Raw genomic sequence first — 14,116 nt, forward strand, 5'->3', positions numbered from 1 at the left:
ACACCTGCGCCTACAACCGTAAAGTGATGCCGATCACCAATGACAACTGGGGGAACCATGTCGCGCCGCGCTGTCGTCATCGGCGGGAGCGTGGCCGGCATGCTCGCCGCCGCGGCCCTCTTCCGGTCCATGGACGAAGTGATCGTCCTGGAGCGCGACGAGCTGCCCGACAGACCGTCCCCGCGCAAGCGGATCCCGCAGGCACGGCACGCCCACGTCCTGCTGCCCAGCGGACGCGACGCCATCCAGGAACTGCTTCCGGTGGCGAACGTGCACCGGCGCCTGCTCGCCGCGGGTGCGCGCGAGCAGCCCATGACCGACATGCTGGGTTTTGGCCCGCAGGGCTGGCAGCGACGCTGGCCGACCGTGACCGACGACCTCCTGCTCACCTGCTGCAGCCGTGACCTGCTCGACTGGACCCTGCGTGACGCGGTTCTGAGCACCACTCCCGTCGTCGTCCGCCGTGCCGAGGCACTGTCCCTGGTGGGAACGGCGGAACGCGTCACCGGTGTACGGGTCCTCTCCGAAGGCCTCGAGGAGGAACTGCGCGCCGATCTCGTCGTCGACGCGAGCGGACGGGGTTCACGCGTCGAGCACTGGCTCGAGGGGCTCGGCGTGACGGACATACCCACCGACGAGGTCGACTCGGGGCTCGTCTGCGCCAGCCGGGTCTTCCGCGTCCCGTGGGGCGCGGAGGACTTCCCGCTGACCCAGGTCGAGGCGGACCCGACGGATTCCCGGCCGGGGCGCTCCGGGACGCTGGTGCCGATCGAGGACGGCCGCTGGCTGGTCACGCTCGCGGGCACCCGCGGCGGCGAACCCACCGCCGACCCCGACTACTTCACCGACTTCGCCCTCCGCCTGCGCCACCCGCTCATCGGCCAGCTCGTCTCCGTCGCCGAGCCGCTCGGCGAGGTGTTCCTCAGCCGCAGCACCCGCAACCGGCGCCGTGACTTCGAGAAGGCCGTGCTGCCCGAGGGCCTGGTGGTGCTCGGTGACGCCGTCGCCACCTTCAACCCCGTGTACGCGCAGGGCATGTCCGTCGCGGCCCTGGGTGCCCAGGCGCTGAGCCGGCAGCTGCGGCAGACCGATGTCACCGCCCCGGGCTTCGCCCGCGACGTCCAGCGGGCGGCCGCCAAGTCCGTCTCGGCCGCCTACACGATGAGCACGTCCCAGGACCAGTGGTTCCCGGAGGTCGTCGGCAGGGCTCCGAGCCTCGCGGACCGGCTTCTCAGCCAGTACATGGGCCGGATGGCACGTGTGGCGACCACCTCGTACGCCGTGTCCGCGGCCAGGTGCAAGGTCGCGACGCTCCAGGCCGACACGAGCCGTCTGCTGCACACCGAGCTGCTGGTGGCCACGTTGAAGGGCCCTGTCATGGAGCCGTTGACCGGGCCTCCGCTGACCGCCGAGGAGAGCGACTTCCTCGACTCCGTGGGCCCGCTCGCCGTGTGACGGCGCGTGCCGTACGGGCGTGCGTCCGACCGGACGCACGCTCCCGGCCTCCGCCCCGCCGTCGTACGAGCGTCCGGAGCGCCCGCAGTGCCCACTGCGCGCGCCGCCGCGTCGGGCGCGGTCAGGACAGCTGTCGCACCGCGGTCCTCCGGGACTGGATCGCGGCGTCGACGATCGGCGTGCGTACCGCTTTGGACAGGCTCAGCAAGGACGGCTGACCCGTGTCCAGCGACCGCGAACAGCCCGCCGGCCGTCGTACGCGCGCGCTGACCGAGACCACCACATCGACGTCGCCGACCACGATGCCGATGGTGCCGGTCTCCGCCATGGGGGTCGGCGTCTCGGCCAGAGCGGCCACGGCGACCATCGCGGCCATCCCGATCACCTCGGCCTCCGCCGCCGAGAACCCGGCGGCCAGCGCGTCCCGGCAGGCACGGCTGCGTACCTGGTCGTCGAGCTGCCCGGCGAGCCGTTTGAGGCCGTCCCGGATGGCGGTCTCCCGTGTGGTGAGCTGCAGTTCGACGTCGCCGATCATTCGCCACGACAGTGCGGTGACGCAGCGCCGGCGGCCGGTCGGTCCCGCCAGCAGACGGAACAGCGGACGCAGCCGCACGAACGCGACGGCCGAGTCGATGCGCGGACCGACGAGGGGGAGGATGTAGCCGGCCGAGGCCAGACAGGAACCGACGGCCACCAGCGGTGCGACGCTGGTGCTGAGGCTGTCCCAGCGGTGCCCGAGCCAATGAGCGCTCAGCGCCACGGACTTGACGATGCCGTAGGCGCTGGTGAACAGCCAGCCCAGCACGAGCAGGGCCAGCGAGCCCCGGGTCCAGCGTTTCACCTTCCGTATCCAGCTCCAGCACAGCAGGGTCGTCGTCACCGCGGCCACCATGTGCGCCACCAGGTACAGCACGATCATCTCCCGGATGAACGGCGTCGAGGCGTAGTAGGTGTCGAAGTCGGCCCGGCGTTCGACCGGAGCGTCGCCCAGCGAGAACAGCACGCCCTCGGCGGCGATCACTCCCAGATAGCTGAACAGCCAGGCCCGGGCGGTGCGGCGTACCTGGGCGGGGTCGTTGCCCCGCCAGTGCACGATGAGGATGAGGGATGCCGCGCCGAAGGCGGTCACCGCGCCGTACGTCAGCGGCGCCGCGATGTTCGGAATGCCCGTGAGCCTGTTGACGAGAATGACGGTGGGCGGCGCACCGAGCACGAAACAGAGTCCCGACAGCAGGATGACGGCGCAGAACGACCGCTTGAGCGGGTCTCTGCGGTGGCGGCGCAGGTCGGGCAACTGGGCGGCGAGTCCCATCCAGAGGACGGCCGCGGCCAGGTAGTAGATCAGTCCGTTCACATCGGGCCCAGAGGTACGCGTGGGCCGGGTTCCCGGTGCGCGCCGGGGGACTGGCACAGTCCCCGACGCACGCTGGAGTGCCGGCCGGTTCCGGGCAGCGCCTCGTTCACCGGGGCATACACCCCGTCGTCGCGCGCCGACACACGGATACCAGCCAGAAGTTGACCGCTCAAGGCCTTCTCCGTCCTGCGCCCGGCCCGGTGTCGGCCCTGCCCCGAAAACACCGCAAACCCCTGATCCCAGCGTCCATGGGGCATACGGACGCGCGCCCGAGTGACCTCCGGGGCGAAGCTTCACCCGCGAGCGTACCGTGCCCTTTCGGCCTCCTCATGGTGGTTCACCCTAGCCACCTTGTCACCCGCTCGAACTGCCGTCGGTGCAAAAGCACATACGTGGAAACCGGCTTCCACACGACCCGTACCCGCCGAGCGGCCGCTTTGGGGGCGCATATCCGGCTGTAGCGGCACCTGGACGGCTCACCCCCGCAGCACACCGATGAGCCCCGCCACCGTCCGCGCCATCGCCTCCCGTCCCACGCCCAGGTACGTGCGTGAGTCCACGGCGTCGGGGCTGGCCGTGAGGAACTCCCGGATGGCGCCCGTCATCGCGATGTTCAGCGCGGTGCCGACGTTGACCTTGGTGATACCGCCTTGGACGGCCGCTCGGAGCTCCGCGTCGGGCACCCCGGAGGAACCGTGCAGGACGAGAGGGACGCCGAGAGAGGCCGCCAGGCGCTTGAGCAGGTCGTGGTCGAGCGCCGCGGTCCGGGTGGTCATCGCGTGCGAGCTGCCGATCGCCACGGCCAGCGCGTCCACACCGGAGTCGGCCACGAAGGCGTGGGCCTCCCCCGGGTCGGTACGGGCACCGGGCGCGTGCGCGTCCCGCGGGGGTGCACCGTTCTTGCCACCGATCTCTCCCAACTCCGCCTCGATCCAAAGGCCTTGGGCATGCGCCCAGTCGGCGGCGGCCCGGGTCGCGGCGAGGTTCTCCTCGTAGGGCAGGTGCGAGGCGTCGTACATGACGGAGCTGAACCCGGCCTCGGGCGCCTGGCGCAGCAGTTCGCTGCTCTGCACGTGGTCGAGGTGCAACGCGACGGGCACCAAAGCCCGTTCGGCGGCGGCGGTCGCGGCACGGGCCAGTGGGAGCAGTCGCCCCTGGCGGAACTTGACCGCGTTCTCACTGACTTGGAGGACGACTGGCGCGCCGGCCGATTCCGCCCCCGCTATGACGGCCTCTATGTGTTCCAGCGTGATGACGTTGAACGCGGCGACGGCGGTCCGGGCCTCGGCGGTCCGGACGACCAGCTCACCGGTTGCGGCGAGGGGCACAACTCCTCCTGCTCCATGGGGGATCGAGCCGGTTCGGCGACTTCGGCGGCGGCAACGGCGTATGCGTCGGCGTCGGCAACGGGCTCAGGGGCGCAGCAGCTTCAGCGGCTGAAGTAGCTTCAGTGGCCGAGAATCACCGAGCGGGTGAGGTGGCGGGGCCGGTCGGGGTCGAGGCCGCGCGCGGCGGCGACGGCGACGGCGAGGCGCTGGGCGCGGACGAGTTCGGCGAGCGGGTCGAGGCCGCCGTCCACCCACAGCCCGCCGGTCTCCCGGACCTGCTCGGCCAGCCCCTCGGGTGCTTCGCCGAGCATCCAGGTGGCGGTGCCGTGGGTCGTGATGCTGATGGGGCCGTGCCGGTACTCCATCGCGGGGTAGGACTCGGTCCAGGCGAGAGAGGCCTCCCGCATCTTGAGCCCGGCCTCGTTGGCGAGCCCGACGGTCCAGCCACGGCCGAGGAAGGTGAACTGCGAGCAGTCGACGAGCCCTTCGGGCAGCGGGGTGCCGAGCGCGGTGCGCGCGTCCGCGACGACGGTCTCGCCGTGCAGGCCGAGGTGGGCGCGGAGCAGGGTGAGCGCGGTCGTCGCGAATCGCGTCTGCACGACGGAGCGCTCGTCGGCGAAGTCGAGCACGACGAGGTCGTCCGCGCACTTCATCACGGGCGTGTGCGGATCGGCGGTGACCGCGGTCGTACGCGTGTGTCCGCGCAGTCGTCCGAGAAGGTCGAGCACTTCGGTGGTCGTCCCGGAGCGTGTCAGGGCGACGACGCGATCGTACGAGCGGCCCGCGGGGAACTCCGAGGCGGCGAAGGCGTCCGTCTCCCCCTGCCCGGACTCTTCACGGAGCACGGCCGCGGCCTGTGCCATGAAGAACGAGGTGCCGCACCCCACGATCGCGACGCGTTCCCCCGCCTCCGGCAGCGCGGCTTCGTGCGTTGCCGCCTCGTCGGCGGCGCGAATCCAGCACTCGGGCTGGCTGCTCAGCTCTTCCTCGACATGCGTCATGCCGTACCCCTCCCACCGATGCTTGTTTCTGCAAGATATAGCGAGGTTTCGAGCACAATCAAGCATTTGAACGCGCTGGGGGTGCGTTAAGGTCGCGAAGGACCGAGGAATGGAGGGCGCTGATGTCGCGGGACGCCCGGTGGAAGGCACTGCTGGAACTGCTCGTCGAGCGGGGCCGCCTGGACGTCGAGGAGGCCGCGGCACGACTGGAGGTCTCGGCGGCGACGATCCGGCGCGACTTCGACCAGCTCGCCGAGCAGCAGATGCTCGTGCGCACCCGGGGCGGAGCGGTCGTGCACGGCGTCTCCTACGAACTCCCCCTGCGCTACAAGACCGCCCGGCACGCCTCGGAGAAGCAGCGCATCGCGAAGGCGGTGGCGGACCTCATCGCCCCCGGCGAGGCGGTGGGCCTCACCGGCGGCACCACGACGACCGAAGTGGCCCGCGCTCTCGCCGTACGCCCGGACCTGGCGTCGGGCTCCCCCGCACTGACCGTGGTCACGAACGCGCTGAACATCGCGAACGAACTCACCGTGCGCCCCCAGTTCAAGATCGTGTTGACCGGCGGGGTCGCCCGGCCGCAGTCGTACGAGCTGATCGGGCCGCTGGCGGACGGCGTACTCAAGCAGATCACCCTGGACGTCGCCGTGCTCGGCGTGGTCGCGTTCGACGCCACGCACGGCGCCGCCGCCCACGACGAGGCGGAGGCGGCGATCAACCGCCTCCTGTGCGAGCGGGCCGAACGCGTGATCGTCGCCGCCGACTCCAGCAAACTGGGGCAGCGCGCGTTCGCCCGTATCTGCGCGGCCGAGTCGGTGGACACGCTCGTCACGGACGCGGCGGCGGGACCCGAGATGATCGGACGGTTCGAGGACGCCGGGGTCGAGGTCAGGGCCGTATGACCCTCCGGCACCTCTTCCGGCCGGTCACCCGCGCCTGAACCGACGGCGCACACGCCTCCCGAAGGGCCGGAACCCCCTGCCCTGGAGGCCTGGCGGACGCCTGCCTCCCCACGAGTGGACACCGCATGAACATCAAAAGGAGGGTCCGGTTACCATATGAGCGCCACCTAGCTCGAAAGATGATTCCTGTGACTGTCAACGACGACGCGTTCACCAACTGGAAGACCCGCGAAGAGATCGCGGAGTCGATGATCCCCATCATCGGGAGGCTGCACCGGGAGCAGGACGTCACCGTCCTCCTGCACAGCCGCTCCCTGGTGAACAAGTCGGTGGTGAGCATCCTCAAGACCCACCGCTTCGCCCGGCAGATCGCCGGCGAGGAGCTCTCGGTCACCGACACGCTGCCGTTCCTCCAGACGCTCACCACGCTCGACCTCGGCCCGTCCCAGATCGACATCGGCATGCTGGCCGCGACGTACCGGGCCGACGACCGCGGCCTGTCCGTCGAGGAGTTCACCGCCGAGGCGGTCTCCGGCGCCACCGGCGACAACAAGATCGAGCGCCGCGAGGGACGCGACGTCGTCCTGTACGGCTTCGGCCGCATCGGCCGCCTCATCGCCCGCCTGCTGATCGAGAAGACCGGCTCCGGCAACGGCCTTCGCCTGCGCGCCATCGTGGTGCGCCAGGGCGGCGACCAGGACATCGTCAAGCGCGCCTCGCTGCTGCGCCGCGACTCCATCCACGGCCAGTTCCAGGGCACGATCACCGTCGACGAGGCGAACAGCACGATCATCGCCAACGGCAACGAGATCAAGGTCATCTACGCCGGCAACCCGTCCGAGATCGACTACACGACGTACGGCATCAAGGACGCCATCCTCGTCGACAACACCGGCAAGTGGCGTGACCGCGAGGGCCTCTCGAACCACCTGCGCCCCGGGATCGACAAGGTCGTCCTCACGGCTCCGGGCAAGGGCGACGTCCCCAACATCGTGCACGGCGTCAACCACGACACGATCAAGCCGGACGAGCAGATCCTGTCCTGCGCCTCCTGCACCACCAACGCGATCGTGCCGCCGCTGAAGGCGATGGCCGAGGAGTACGGCGTTCTGCGCGGCCACGTGGAGACCGTCCACTCGTTCACCAACGACCAGAACCTGCTGGACAATTACCACAGCTCCGACCGCCGGGGCCGCTCCGCGCCGCTGAACATGGTCATCACGGAGACGGGTGCCGCCTCCGCGGTCGCCAAGGCGCTGCCCGACCTCAAGGCGCCCATCACCGGAAGCTCGATCCGTGTTCCGGTGCCGGACGTCTCGATCGCGATCCTCAGCCTGCGCCTGGGCCGCGCGACCACCCGCGAGGAAGTCCTCGACTACCTCCGCAATGTCTCGCTGACCTCCCCGCTCAAGCGCCAGATCGACTTCATCAGCGCCCCCGACGCGGTCTCCAGCGACTTCATCGGCTCGCGCCACGCCTCGATCGTCGACGCCGGCGCCACCAAGGTCGAGGACGACAACGCGATCCTCTACCTCTGGTACGACAACGAGTTCGGCTACTCCTGCCAGGTCATCCGTGTCGTCCAGCACGTCTCCGGCGTGGAGTACCCGACGTTCCCGGCTCCGGCGGTCTGAACCGCCGGTCTGCCCAACGGTTCCCCTCGGGTCGGCGAGGGGGTACCTGGGCTGTAGCGGCACGCGCCTGACCAGCGCAATCTATAGGGCCGCTACACACTGAGGGCCGCCATCCGTGTTCCGGGTGGCGGCCCTCAGTGCTCGCACGAACGGCGAGGGAGTCCTCGGGGCTCAGGTGACCTGGGTTCCACTCGCGGGCCTGCCGGCGCGGCGACGGGGTCAGGGACAGATCCAGCAGTAGAGGCGGGCATCCCGCGAGACCGCTCGGCCGGCGAGCTCGGACAGCCGTTCCAGGAAGCCGGCGAGATCCCCTGGATCAGCCGGGTGGTAGAAGGTGCCCTCGGTGCTCGACCAGTCGGAGGCGACGTCGCGCAGAGAAGTGGCTTCGCAGGTCGCGAGCGCGTCCCGGAAGGTGTCCGTCAGCGACACCGCGACCAGTTCACCGTCCCCCGGCATCCCGATGAGGCCGCCGTGTCGGGGGTCGGACCGGACATCGGCGGCGGACCGTCCCGTCATGAGCGCCTCGGCGGGCGTCAGCTCCACCACCGGATCGATGCCCTTGATCACCAGTTGGTCATAGCCGGTCCCGCTGGGCTCACCGTCGTCCCGGACGACGGCTCGAACAGCGTCGTCGTCATCAGCGGCGGCGAAGTAGCCGTAGAGAACACCCATGGGCAGATCGTCGCATCCGCCACTGACAGCGCCGAAGGCCGGGACTCTCGGTGAACTCCACAATCGTGCGCGCTCATCAGCCGGGGCCCGCAAAAAAAGGGCGCCGGTGGCGGAGCCGCACGACCACACCATCGGCCGGTCGCGCGGGGACCTGCAACGAAGATCCGTCTTGCTGCCGACGGCCGCTGCCGTCCCCTCGTGTTCGTCCGCACCGGCGGACAGTGGCGTCCTGCCGCTCCGGGCCGGCCTCGATCCGGACGGCGCAGGGGCAGCGGTGACAGCACGGCGTTCACGGTTCCGCAGCACCCACTCGCGCCGGCTTCCCCGGCCGACGCACAGGTCGGCGGCGATGCCCATGCACACCGCCCCGGGTGTGGACTCGTACAGGGCCACAGCATCGGCCCTGAACCCGTCCGAGTAGCCCTTCATCGCCATCGCCGGTCGTCCCGCTTCCTCCGGATCAAGCAGACCCGTATCAGCGTGTCCACCACTCAGGGGGAGGCCCCGCCCTGGAGGGACTTGAGCACCGCATCGGGCGGTCCGAGCCCGGGCACCGGAAGATCAACTCCAGTATGATCCCGCCTCACGGCCGGGAGTTGAACACGGGGCGGGATCTGCGTGAACGACGCAGAGGAGGCGGGACACGGGCCGTGAGCGGAGGAATCCGCCTGACGCCTGGTCGCACTTCGTGCAGCCGCGTCCGTGACCACTCCAAAGTGATGCGCTCTCCGGTCGCAAGTGATTGCGCACTACGAAGAAGGGGGAATCATGCGTCGCTTCATAAGACTGCTGGCAGTGCTATGCGCTCTGTTGGCAGGAATCAATGCGTTGACCGTCATGCCGGCCAGCGCGTCCGAGATCTCCGAGGACGCCGATGCCGTCAGCAAGTCAGCAGGTCAGAAGTGGGCACTCAAGACCGTTCTGACCGGTAAGTACGTGTCCGTGGGCATGAACGAGACTGACGAAAAGGAAGAGTGGATTCTGCGGGCGCAGGGCGCCGCTCCGAAGAAGTGGGAGCTTTTCACTCTTCACACCAACCACGCCGGCTACACGATCGGCATGCGGTTCATCGCCACGGGATTCTTCGCGTCCTCTGAGTTCTCGGACGTCGACCCGCGGACCGGCTTGCTCCGCGCCCGCGGTATCCGGCTGGGCCAGTGGCAGCAGTTCTACCCGGAATACCTGAACGACGCCCCGCCGCCCGGCTCCCCACCGGGTTCGGTCGTGGTGGCCCTCGGGACGAAGGAGGCCGACACGGACCCAGCGGTGAAATACGTGTCCGCCGACCTGAGTGCGTCGGGCGACGGACGGCTGCGATCCCGCGCATCGAAGATCGGCTCCTGGGAGAAGTTCGTCCTGGAGCCCGTCCCGAACGAAGAAGGAGCGGCCGACGAGTCGGAAAATCCTCCGGCCGTCACCGCAGCGCCTGCCGACAAGGTCAACGTGATGACCTGGAACGTCTGCGCGAACGCCAAGCAGTGCACGTGGAGCGGAGGACTGGCCGGCTACGAGGAACTGGCCGACGGGATCCAGGCACGGCTGCGCAATCCGGGTAACAACGAGCTGCCGGACGTGATCTTCTTCCAGGAGTTCTGCGAGAAGCACGCCAAGCGCATCGAGTGGATGCTGGAGAAGCCTGTCTCGGAAGGCGGAACCGGACGCGGCTGGGATGTCCGGTTCGCACCCATTCACCAGCAGGCGGGCAGTGGGCCGCTGATCCAGAAGCAGTGTTCCATCACGGACAAGGACGGCCAGACCATCGCCGACCGCGGCGCCTACGGCGTGGCCATCGCCGTCCCGGACACCAACACCTGGTACAAGCGCTACGACCTGCCCTCCCCGGAGTTCGAGAAGCGCACGGCCGTCTGTGCCGTCATGCCCGCCCAGGCACTCGCCACCTGCTCCGCGCACCTCAGCTCGGGCTACACGGAAGACGACCCCAACGCGACGTACCGCTCCAAGCAGGCACAGAAGCTCGTCGAGATCACCAAGACATACGAGAAGCAGGGCTACCGGGTCGTCTTCGGAGGCGATTTCAACCTCGTTCCGCCGTATCCCGATGCCGACCTGGCGCACGGGGGGCCGAGCGACACATTGAACGTGGTCTACGACAGCTACCAGGAATGCGGGCAGTTGGGCGACCCGGGGGCGCTGCGCGGTGGCAAGCCGACAGCCAACGGGGCCGATGGGCACCCCACCAGGAAACTGGACTACATCTTCTCGCCCAAGAACGCACCCATCTCCGACTGCACGGTCTCCGCCACCACGGGACACTCGGATCACTGGACCTTGTACGGCAGCGTGCATCTGCCGACCGGATGACCTGATCACCCGGAACGCCGTCCGGCCGGCTGCGAGCACCATGGCCGGCCGGCGGCTCAGGAGCATCAGAATTCTGGGGCACCGCGGCGGTCAACGCCTTGTGCTGGATTCCGCTTTCCGTGCGTACACGTGCTGGCGGCGGGGTGGTTCGGGTGCTCGTGGGCGGGTGCTGGGCGGTGGTGTCACGGGCACGGCCAAGCCGTGATGAGGATGAGCGGGCAGCGATACGTCGGCTGTCGCGGGCCCGCGAGGCGCCACGGGATGTGGGGATGCGGGCCCGGATCGTCGAGCCGAGCCGGGCCGGGCGGCAGGTTCCGGCGATCGCGGACGAGGTGGGCTGCAGCCGGAAGACGGTGCGGCGTCGGCTGCACCGCTTCAACCGCTCCGGGCTGGAGGGGCTGGAGGATCTGGGCGGGCAGGGCGGCAAGCGGCGGATCACCGAGGCCGAGCGGTCCCGGATCATCGCCCTGGTCAAGCAGGTGCCGCCGGGAAGACTGGAGGTGCAGCCCGGCGGGGACCTATGGGCGGCCGCCGAGTCGGGGCCGGCTGCGTGACATCCATCCTGCGCGACGCCGGTCACTGAGCGCCGGCCGCCCCACGCCCCGGGGGCGCCCCACTCGCCCCTCGCCCGACCCACACCCGCTGCCCCCGGCCCACGCCTGCCCCACCAGGGCTCGACCGGGGCCAGACCAGGGCTCGACCGGGACCGGACCAGGGTTCGACGGAGGCCCGAACGGGGCTCCACCCCGCTCCCACCAGCACGTTCGTACGGCGGCGCCTCTCACGTCCCGCCCCGACGCCCCCTTGCCCCGAGCATGGCAGCCGTCTAACGTGAATTTGTGCCGCAAATAAACAAAACGGTTTCGCACAGCGTCGTGCCGGATCGCTCCCTCACCCGACTCCGCGTGATCATCACCGCCTTCTTCGCCCTCGACGGCTTCGTCTTCGCCGGCTGGGTCGTCCGGATCCCCGCCATCAAGCACCAGACCGGCGCCTCCGCCGGCGCTCTCGGCCTCGCGCTTCTCGGCGTCTCCGCCGGCGCCGTGATCACCATGATGCTCACGGGACGGCTGTGCCGACGGTTCGGCAGTCACCAGGTGACCGTGGTCTGCGGGGTGCTGCTGTCCCTGAGCATCGTCCTGCCCCCACTCGCCGGCTCGGTACCGGTTCTCGGACTGTTCCTGCTGGTCTTCGGCGTCGGCTACGGCGGTATCAACGTCGCCATGAACAGCGCGGCCGTCGATCTCGTGGCAGCGCTGCGACGCCCCGTGATGCCCGGTTTCCACGCGGCCTACAGCCTGGGCGGCATGCTCGGAGCGGGTCTCGGCGGGCTGGTGGCCGGGTATCTGTCACCGACACGCCACCTGCTCGGCATCGCCGTCATCGGCCTGCTCGTGACCGGCATCGCGGGACGCGCGCTGCTTCGCGAGGACGCCCCGGTGTCACCGGATCGCCCACGGGGTGACACCGCCGAGGGTCGACGACCCCTTGTCGGCTCCCACGCCCGTGGCCTGGTGGTGGTCTTCGGACTGATCGCCCTGTGCACCTCGTACGGCGAGGGCGCGCTCGCCGACTGGGGCGCGCTCCATCTCCAGCAGGACCTGGACACACACCCGGGGACAGCCGCCGCCGGATACTCGTGCTTCGCCCTCGCCATGACGATCGGCCGGCTGAGCGGGACGGCACTGCTCGAACGACTGGGCCGGACCCGCACCTTGGTCATGGGCGGCACCATGGCCGGGCTCGGCATGCTGCTCGGTTCCCTCGCATCCTCCGTCTGGCTGGCCCTCGTCGGCTTCGCCGTCACCGGGCTCGGCCTCGCCAACAACTTCCCCGTGGCGGTCGACAGGGCCGGCGCGCTCGCCGGAGCGAGCGGGGTCGCGGTCGCGTCCACCCTCGGGTACGGGGGCCTGCTCATCGGGCCGCCCGCGATCGGGTTCATGGCCGACTGGTACTCCCTGCCGACGGCACTCACGAGCGTGGCGGCGCTGGCGGCCGTGGCGGCTCTGATCGGATTCGCGACGCGCCGGGCCGCGGTGGGCTGACGGGGACAGCGGCAGGAGCGAGCAGCGGCAAGCCCGAACTCGGCCCCCCTCCCCCGCACTTCGGCCTCGCACTCCGCGTGCCCGGCCCGCGTCGGGCACAATTCCCGGCATGGAGATTCGGGAATTCGTGGAAACCGTGGACCGGGAGGGCCGGTCGCTGGCCGCTGCCGCGGAGAAGGCGGGCGTCGACGCCGAGGTCGTGACCTGCGCGGGCTGGCAGGTAAGGGATCTGGTGCGGCACACGGGCATGGTCCACCGCTGGGCCACCGCGTTCGTCGCCGAGGGGCACACCTCGTACCACCCCGACGGCGGTCTGCCGGATCTGGACCACGACGAGCTGCTCACCTGGTTCCGCGACGGGCACGCCCGGCTCGTGGACACCCTGGCCGGCGCCTCGCCGGACGTGCGGTGCTGGAGCTTCCTGCCGGCACCCTCGCCGCTGGCCTTCTGGGCACGCCGGCAGGCGCACGAGACCACCGTGCACCGGGTCGACGCCGAGTCGGCGCTCGGCGTCGAACCCACCGCCGTCCCGCCGGACTTCGCGGTCGACGGGATCGACGAGCTACTGCTCGGATTCCACGCGCGGGACAGGAGCAAGGTCCGGACCGAAGAGCCCCGCGTACTGCGCGTACGCGCCACGGACCGCCCGGACGCCGTGTGGACCGTACGCCTGTCGTCCGAAGCACCGATCGCTGAACGCGGCGGTCAGGCAGGTCCGGACACCGACGAGAACGCGGACGTGGACTGCGAGTTGGCGGGACCGGCCGCGGGCCTCTACCTGGCCCTGTGGAACCGCGCGCCTTTCCCGGGCGTGACGGGCGACGCCTCGCTCGCCACCCTGTGGCGGGAGAAGTCCGCCATCACCTGGAGCTGAGGACACAACCGGCCGGCCGCCCCCAGGGGGCGGCCGGCTCCAGGCACATGGACCCCGTGAACGCAGCAGCGGGCAAGGCGACCGGGCAGTCCGGTCAACCGCAGGACGGCGCCGGACCGCCCGCCAGCATCCGGGACAGGACCGCGCGCTGCAACGGCAGTACCTCGCCGTGCAGTTCGCGCCCCTTCGGCGTGAGGCACACGCGTACACCCCGCCGGTCCTCGGCGCACATCCCGCGCGTCACGAGGCCGTCCTTCTCCAGGCGTCCGATCAGCCGGGACAGGGCGCTCTGGCTGAGGTGGACGCGCTCGGAGATCTCCTGGACCCGGAAGCTGGGGCCGCCGTCCGCCGCGGTACCCGCCACCAGCAGGTCCAGGACCTCGAAGTCACTGGCTCCCAGGCCGTGGGGATGCAGCTCGCGATCGAGCTCGCACAGGGTGCGGGCATGCACCGTCAGGATGTCGCGCCACTGGTCCACGAGCCCTTGCTCGGCATTCTCGGCCGCCATGCACGCACCGTAGCAAAGAAT

Annotated in this window: 12 protein-coding genes; 7 read left to right on the forward strand and 5 right to left on the reverse strand. The window is 70.1% G+C overall.

The genetic code is table 11. From position 1 onward, the window contains the following. The first annotated feature begins 57 nt into the window (after positions 1-57). Positions 58-1,455, forward strand: coding sequence for an FAD-dependent oxidoreductase (locus tag OG485_RS07280; RefSeq protein ID WP_328665148.1), 1,398 nt, complete (start codon positions 58-60; stop codon positions 1,453-1,455). Between the two features lie 121 nt (positions 1,456-1,576). Here the strand turns inward: OG485_RS07280 and OG485_RS07285 are convergent, their stop codons facing one another. From OG485_RS07285 to OG485_RS07295, 3 genes are all read right to left on the reverse strand, one after another. Further along, a complete protein-coding gene (locus OG485_RS07285) occupies positions 1,577-2,809 on the reverse strand; it encodes an MAB_1171c family putative transporter (RefSeq protein WP_328665149.1) in 1,233 nt (410 codons plus the stop codon). 476 nt (positions 2,810-3,285) lie between these two features. Next, a complete protein-coding gene (locus tag OG485_RS07290; RefSeq protein WP_328665150.1) occupies positions 3,286-4,137 on the reverse strand; it encodes a class II fructose-bisphosphate aldolase in 852 nt (283 codons plus the stop codon). A 119-nt stretch (positions 4,138-4,256) separates the two neighbouring features. Next, a complete protein-coding gene (locus OG485_RS07295; protein ID WP_328665151.1) occupies positions 4,257-5,138 on the reverse strand; it encodes an SIS domain-containing protein in 882 nt (293 codons plus the stop codon). A gap of 122 nt (positions 5,139-5,260) precedes the next feature. Here OG485_RS07295 and OG485_RS07300 point away from each other — a divergent pair, with 122 nt between their 5' ends. Continuing rightward, the gene (locus OG485_RS07300) at positions 5,261-6,040 is read left to right on the forward strand and encodes a DeoR/GlpR family DNA-binding transcription regulator (protein ID WP_328665152.1); all 780 of its coding nucleotides are present in this window, start codon (positions 5,261-5,263) and stop codon (positions 6,038-6,040) included. A 188-nt stretch (positions 6,041-6,228) separates the two neighbouring features. Next, positions 6,229-7,674 (forward strand): glyceraldehyde-3-phosphate dehydrogenase, encoded by a 1,446-nt coding sequence (locus OG485_RS07305; RefSeq protein WP_328665153.1) that lies wholly within the window; start codon positions 6,229-6,231, stop codon positions 7,672-7,674. 219 nt (positions 7,675-7,893) lie between these two features. On the opposite strand, the gene OG485_RS07310 is transcribed toward OG485_RS07305, so the two are convergent. After that, a complete protein-coding gene (locus OG485_RS07310) occupies positions 7,894-8,346 on the reverse strand; it encodes a hypothetical protein (protein WP_328674265.1) in 453 nt (150 codons plus the stop codon). Between the two features lie 837 nt (positions 8,347-9,183). On the opposite strand from OG485_RS07310, the gene OG485_RS07320 reads away from it, so the two are divergent. From OG485_RS07320 to OG485_RS07335, 4 genes are all read left to right on the forward strand, one after another. Further along, complete coding sequence (locus OG485_RS07320) at positions 9,184-10,668, forward strand: endonuclease/exonuclease/phosphatase family protein (protein ID WP_328674266.1); 1,485 nt, start codon at positions 9,184-9,186, stop codon at positions 10,666-10,668. A 269-nt stretch (positions 10,669-10,937) separates the two neighbouring features. After that, positions 10,938-11,222, forward strand: coding sequence for a helix-turn-helix domain-containing protein (locus tag OG485_RS07325; protein ID WP_328665154.1), 285 nt, complete (start codon positions 10,938-10,940; stop codon positions 11,220-11,222). Positions 11,223-11,543: 321 nt separating this feature from the next. Beyond that, on the forward strand, positions 11,544-12,713 hold the full coding sequence (locus OG485_RS07330) for an MFS transporter (RefSeq protein ID WP_328665155.1): 1,170 nt from the start codon (positions 11,544-11,546) through the stop codon (positions 12,711-12,713). 109 nt (positions 12,714-12,822) lie between these two features. Continuing rightward, the gene (locus OG485_RS07335) at positions 12,823-13,587 is read left to right on the forward strand and encodes a maleylpyruvate isomerase family mycothiol-dependent enzyme (RefSeq protein WP_328665156.1); all 765 of its coding nucleotides are present in this window, start codon (positions 12,823-12,825) and stop codon (positions 13,585-13,587) included. A 94-nt stretch (positions 13,588-13,681) separates the two neighbouring features. Here OG485_RS07335 and OG485_RS07340 read toward each other — a convergent pair whose 3' ends face one another. Continuing rightward, complete coding sequence (locus OG485_RS07340; protein WP_328665157.1) at positions 13,682-14,095, reverse strand: MarR family winged helix-turn-helix transcriptional regulator; 414 nt, start codon at positions 14,093-14,095, stop codon at positions 13,682-13,684. Between the last annotated feature and the right edge of the window lie 21 nt (positions 14,096-14,116).

It is taken from the genome of Streptomyces sp. NBC_00328, from assembly GCF_036139655.1.
In the GTDB taxonomy this organism is placed as follows: domain Bacteria; phylum Actinomycetota; class Actinomycetes; order Streptomycetales; family Streptomycetaceae; genus Streptomyces.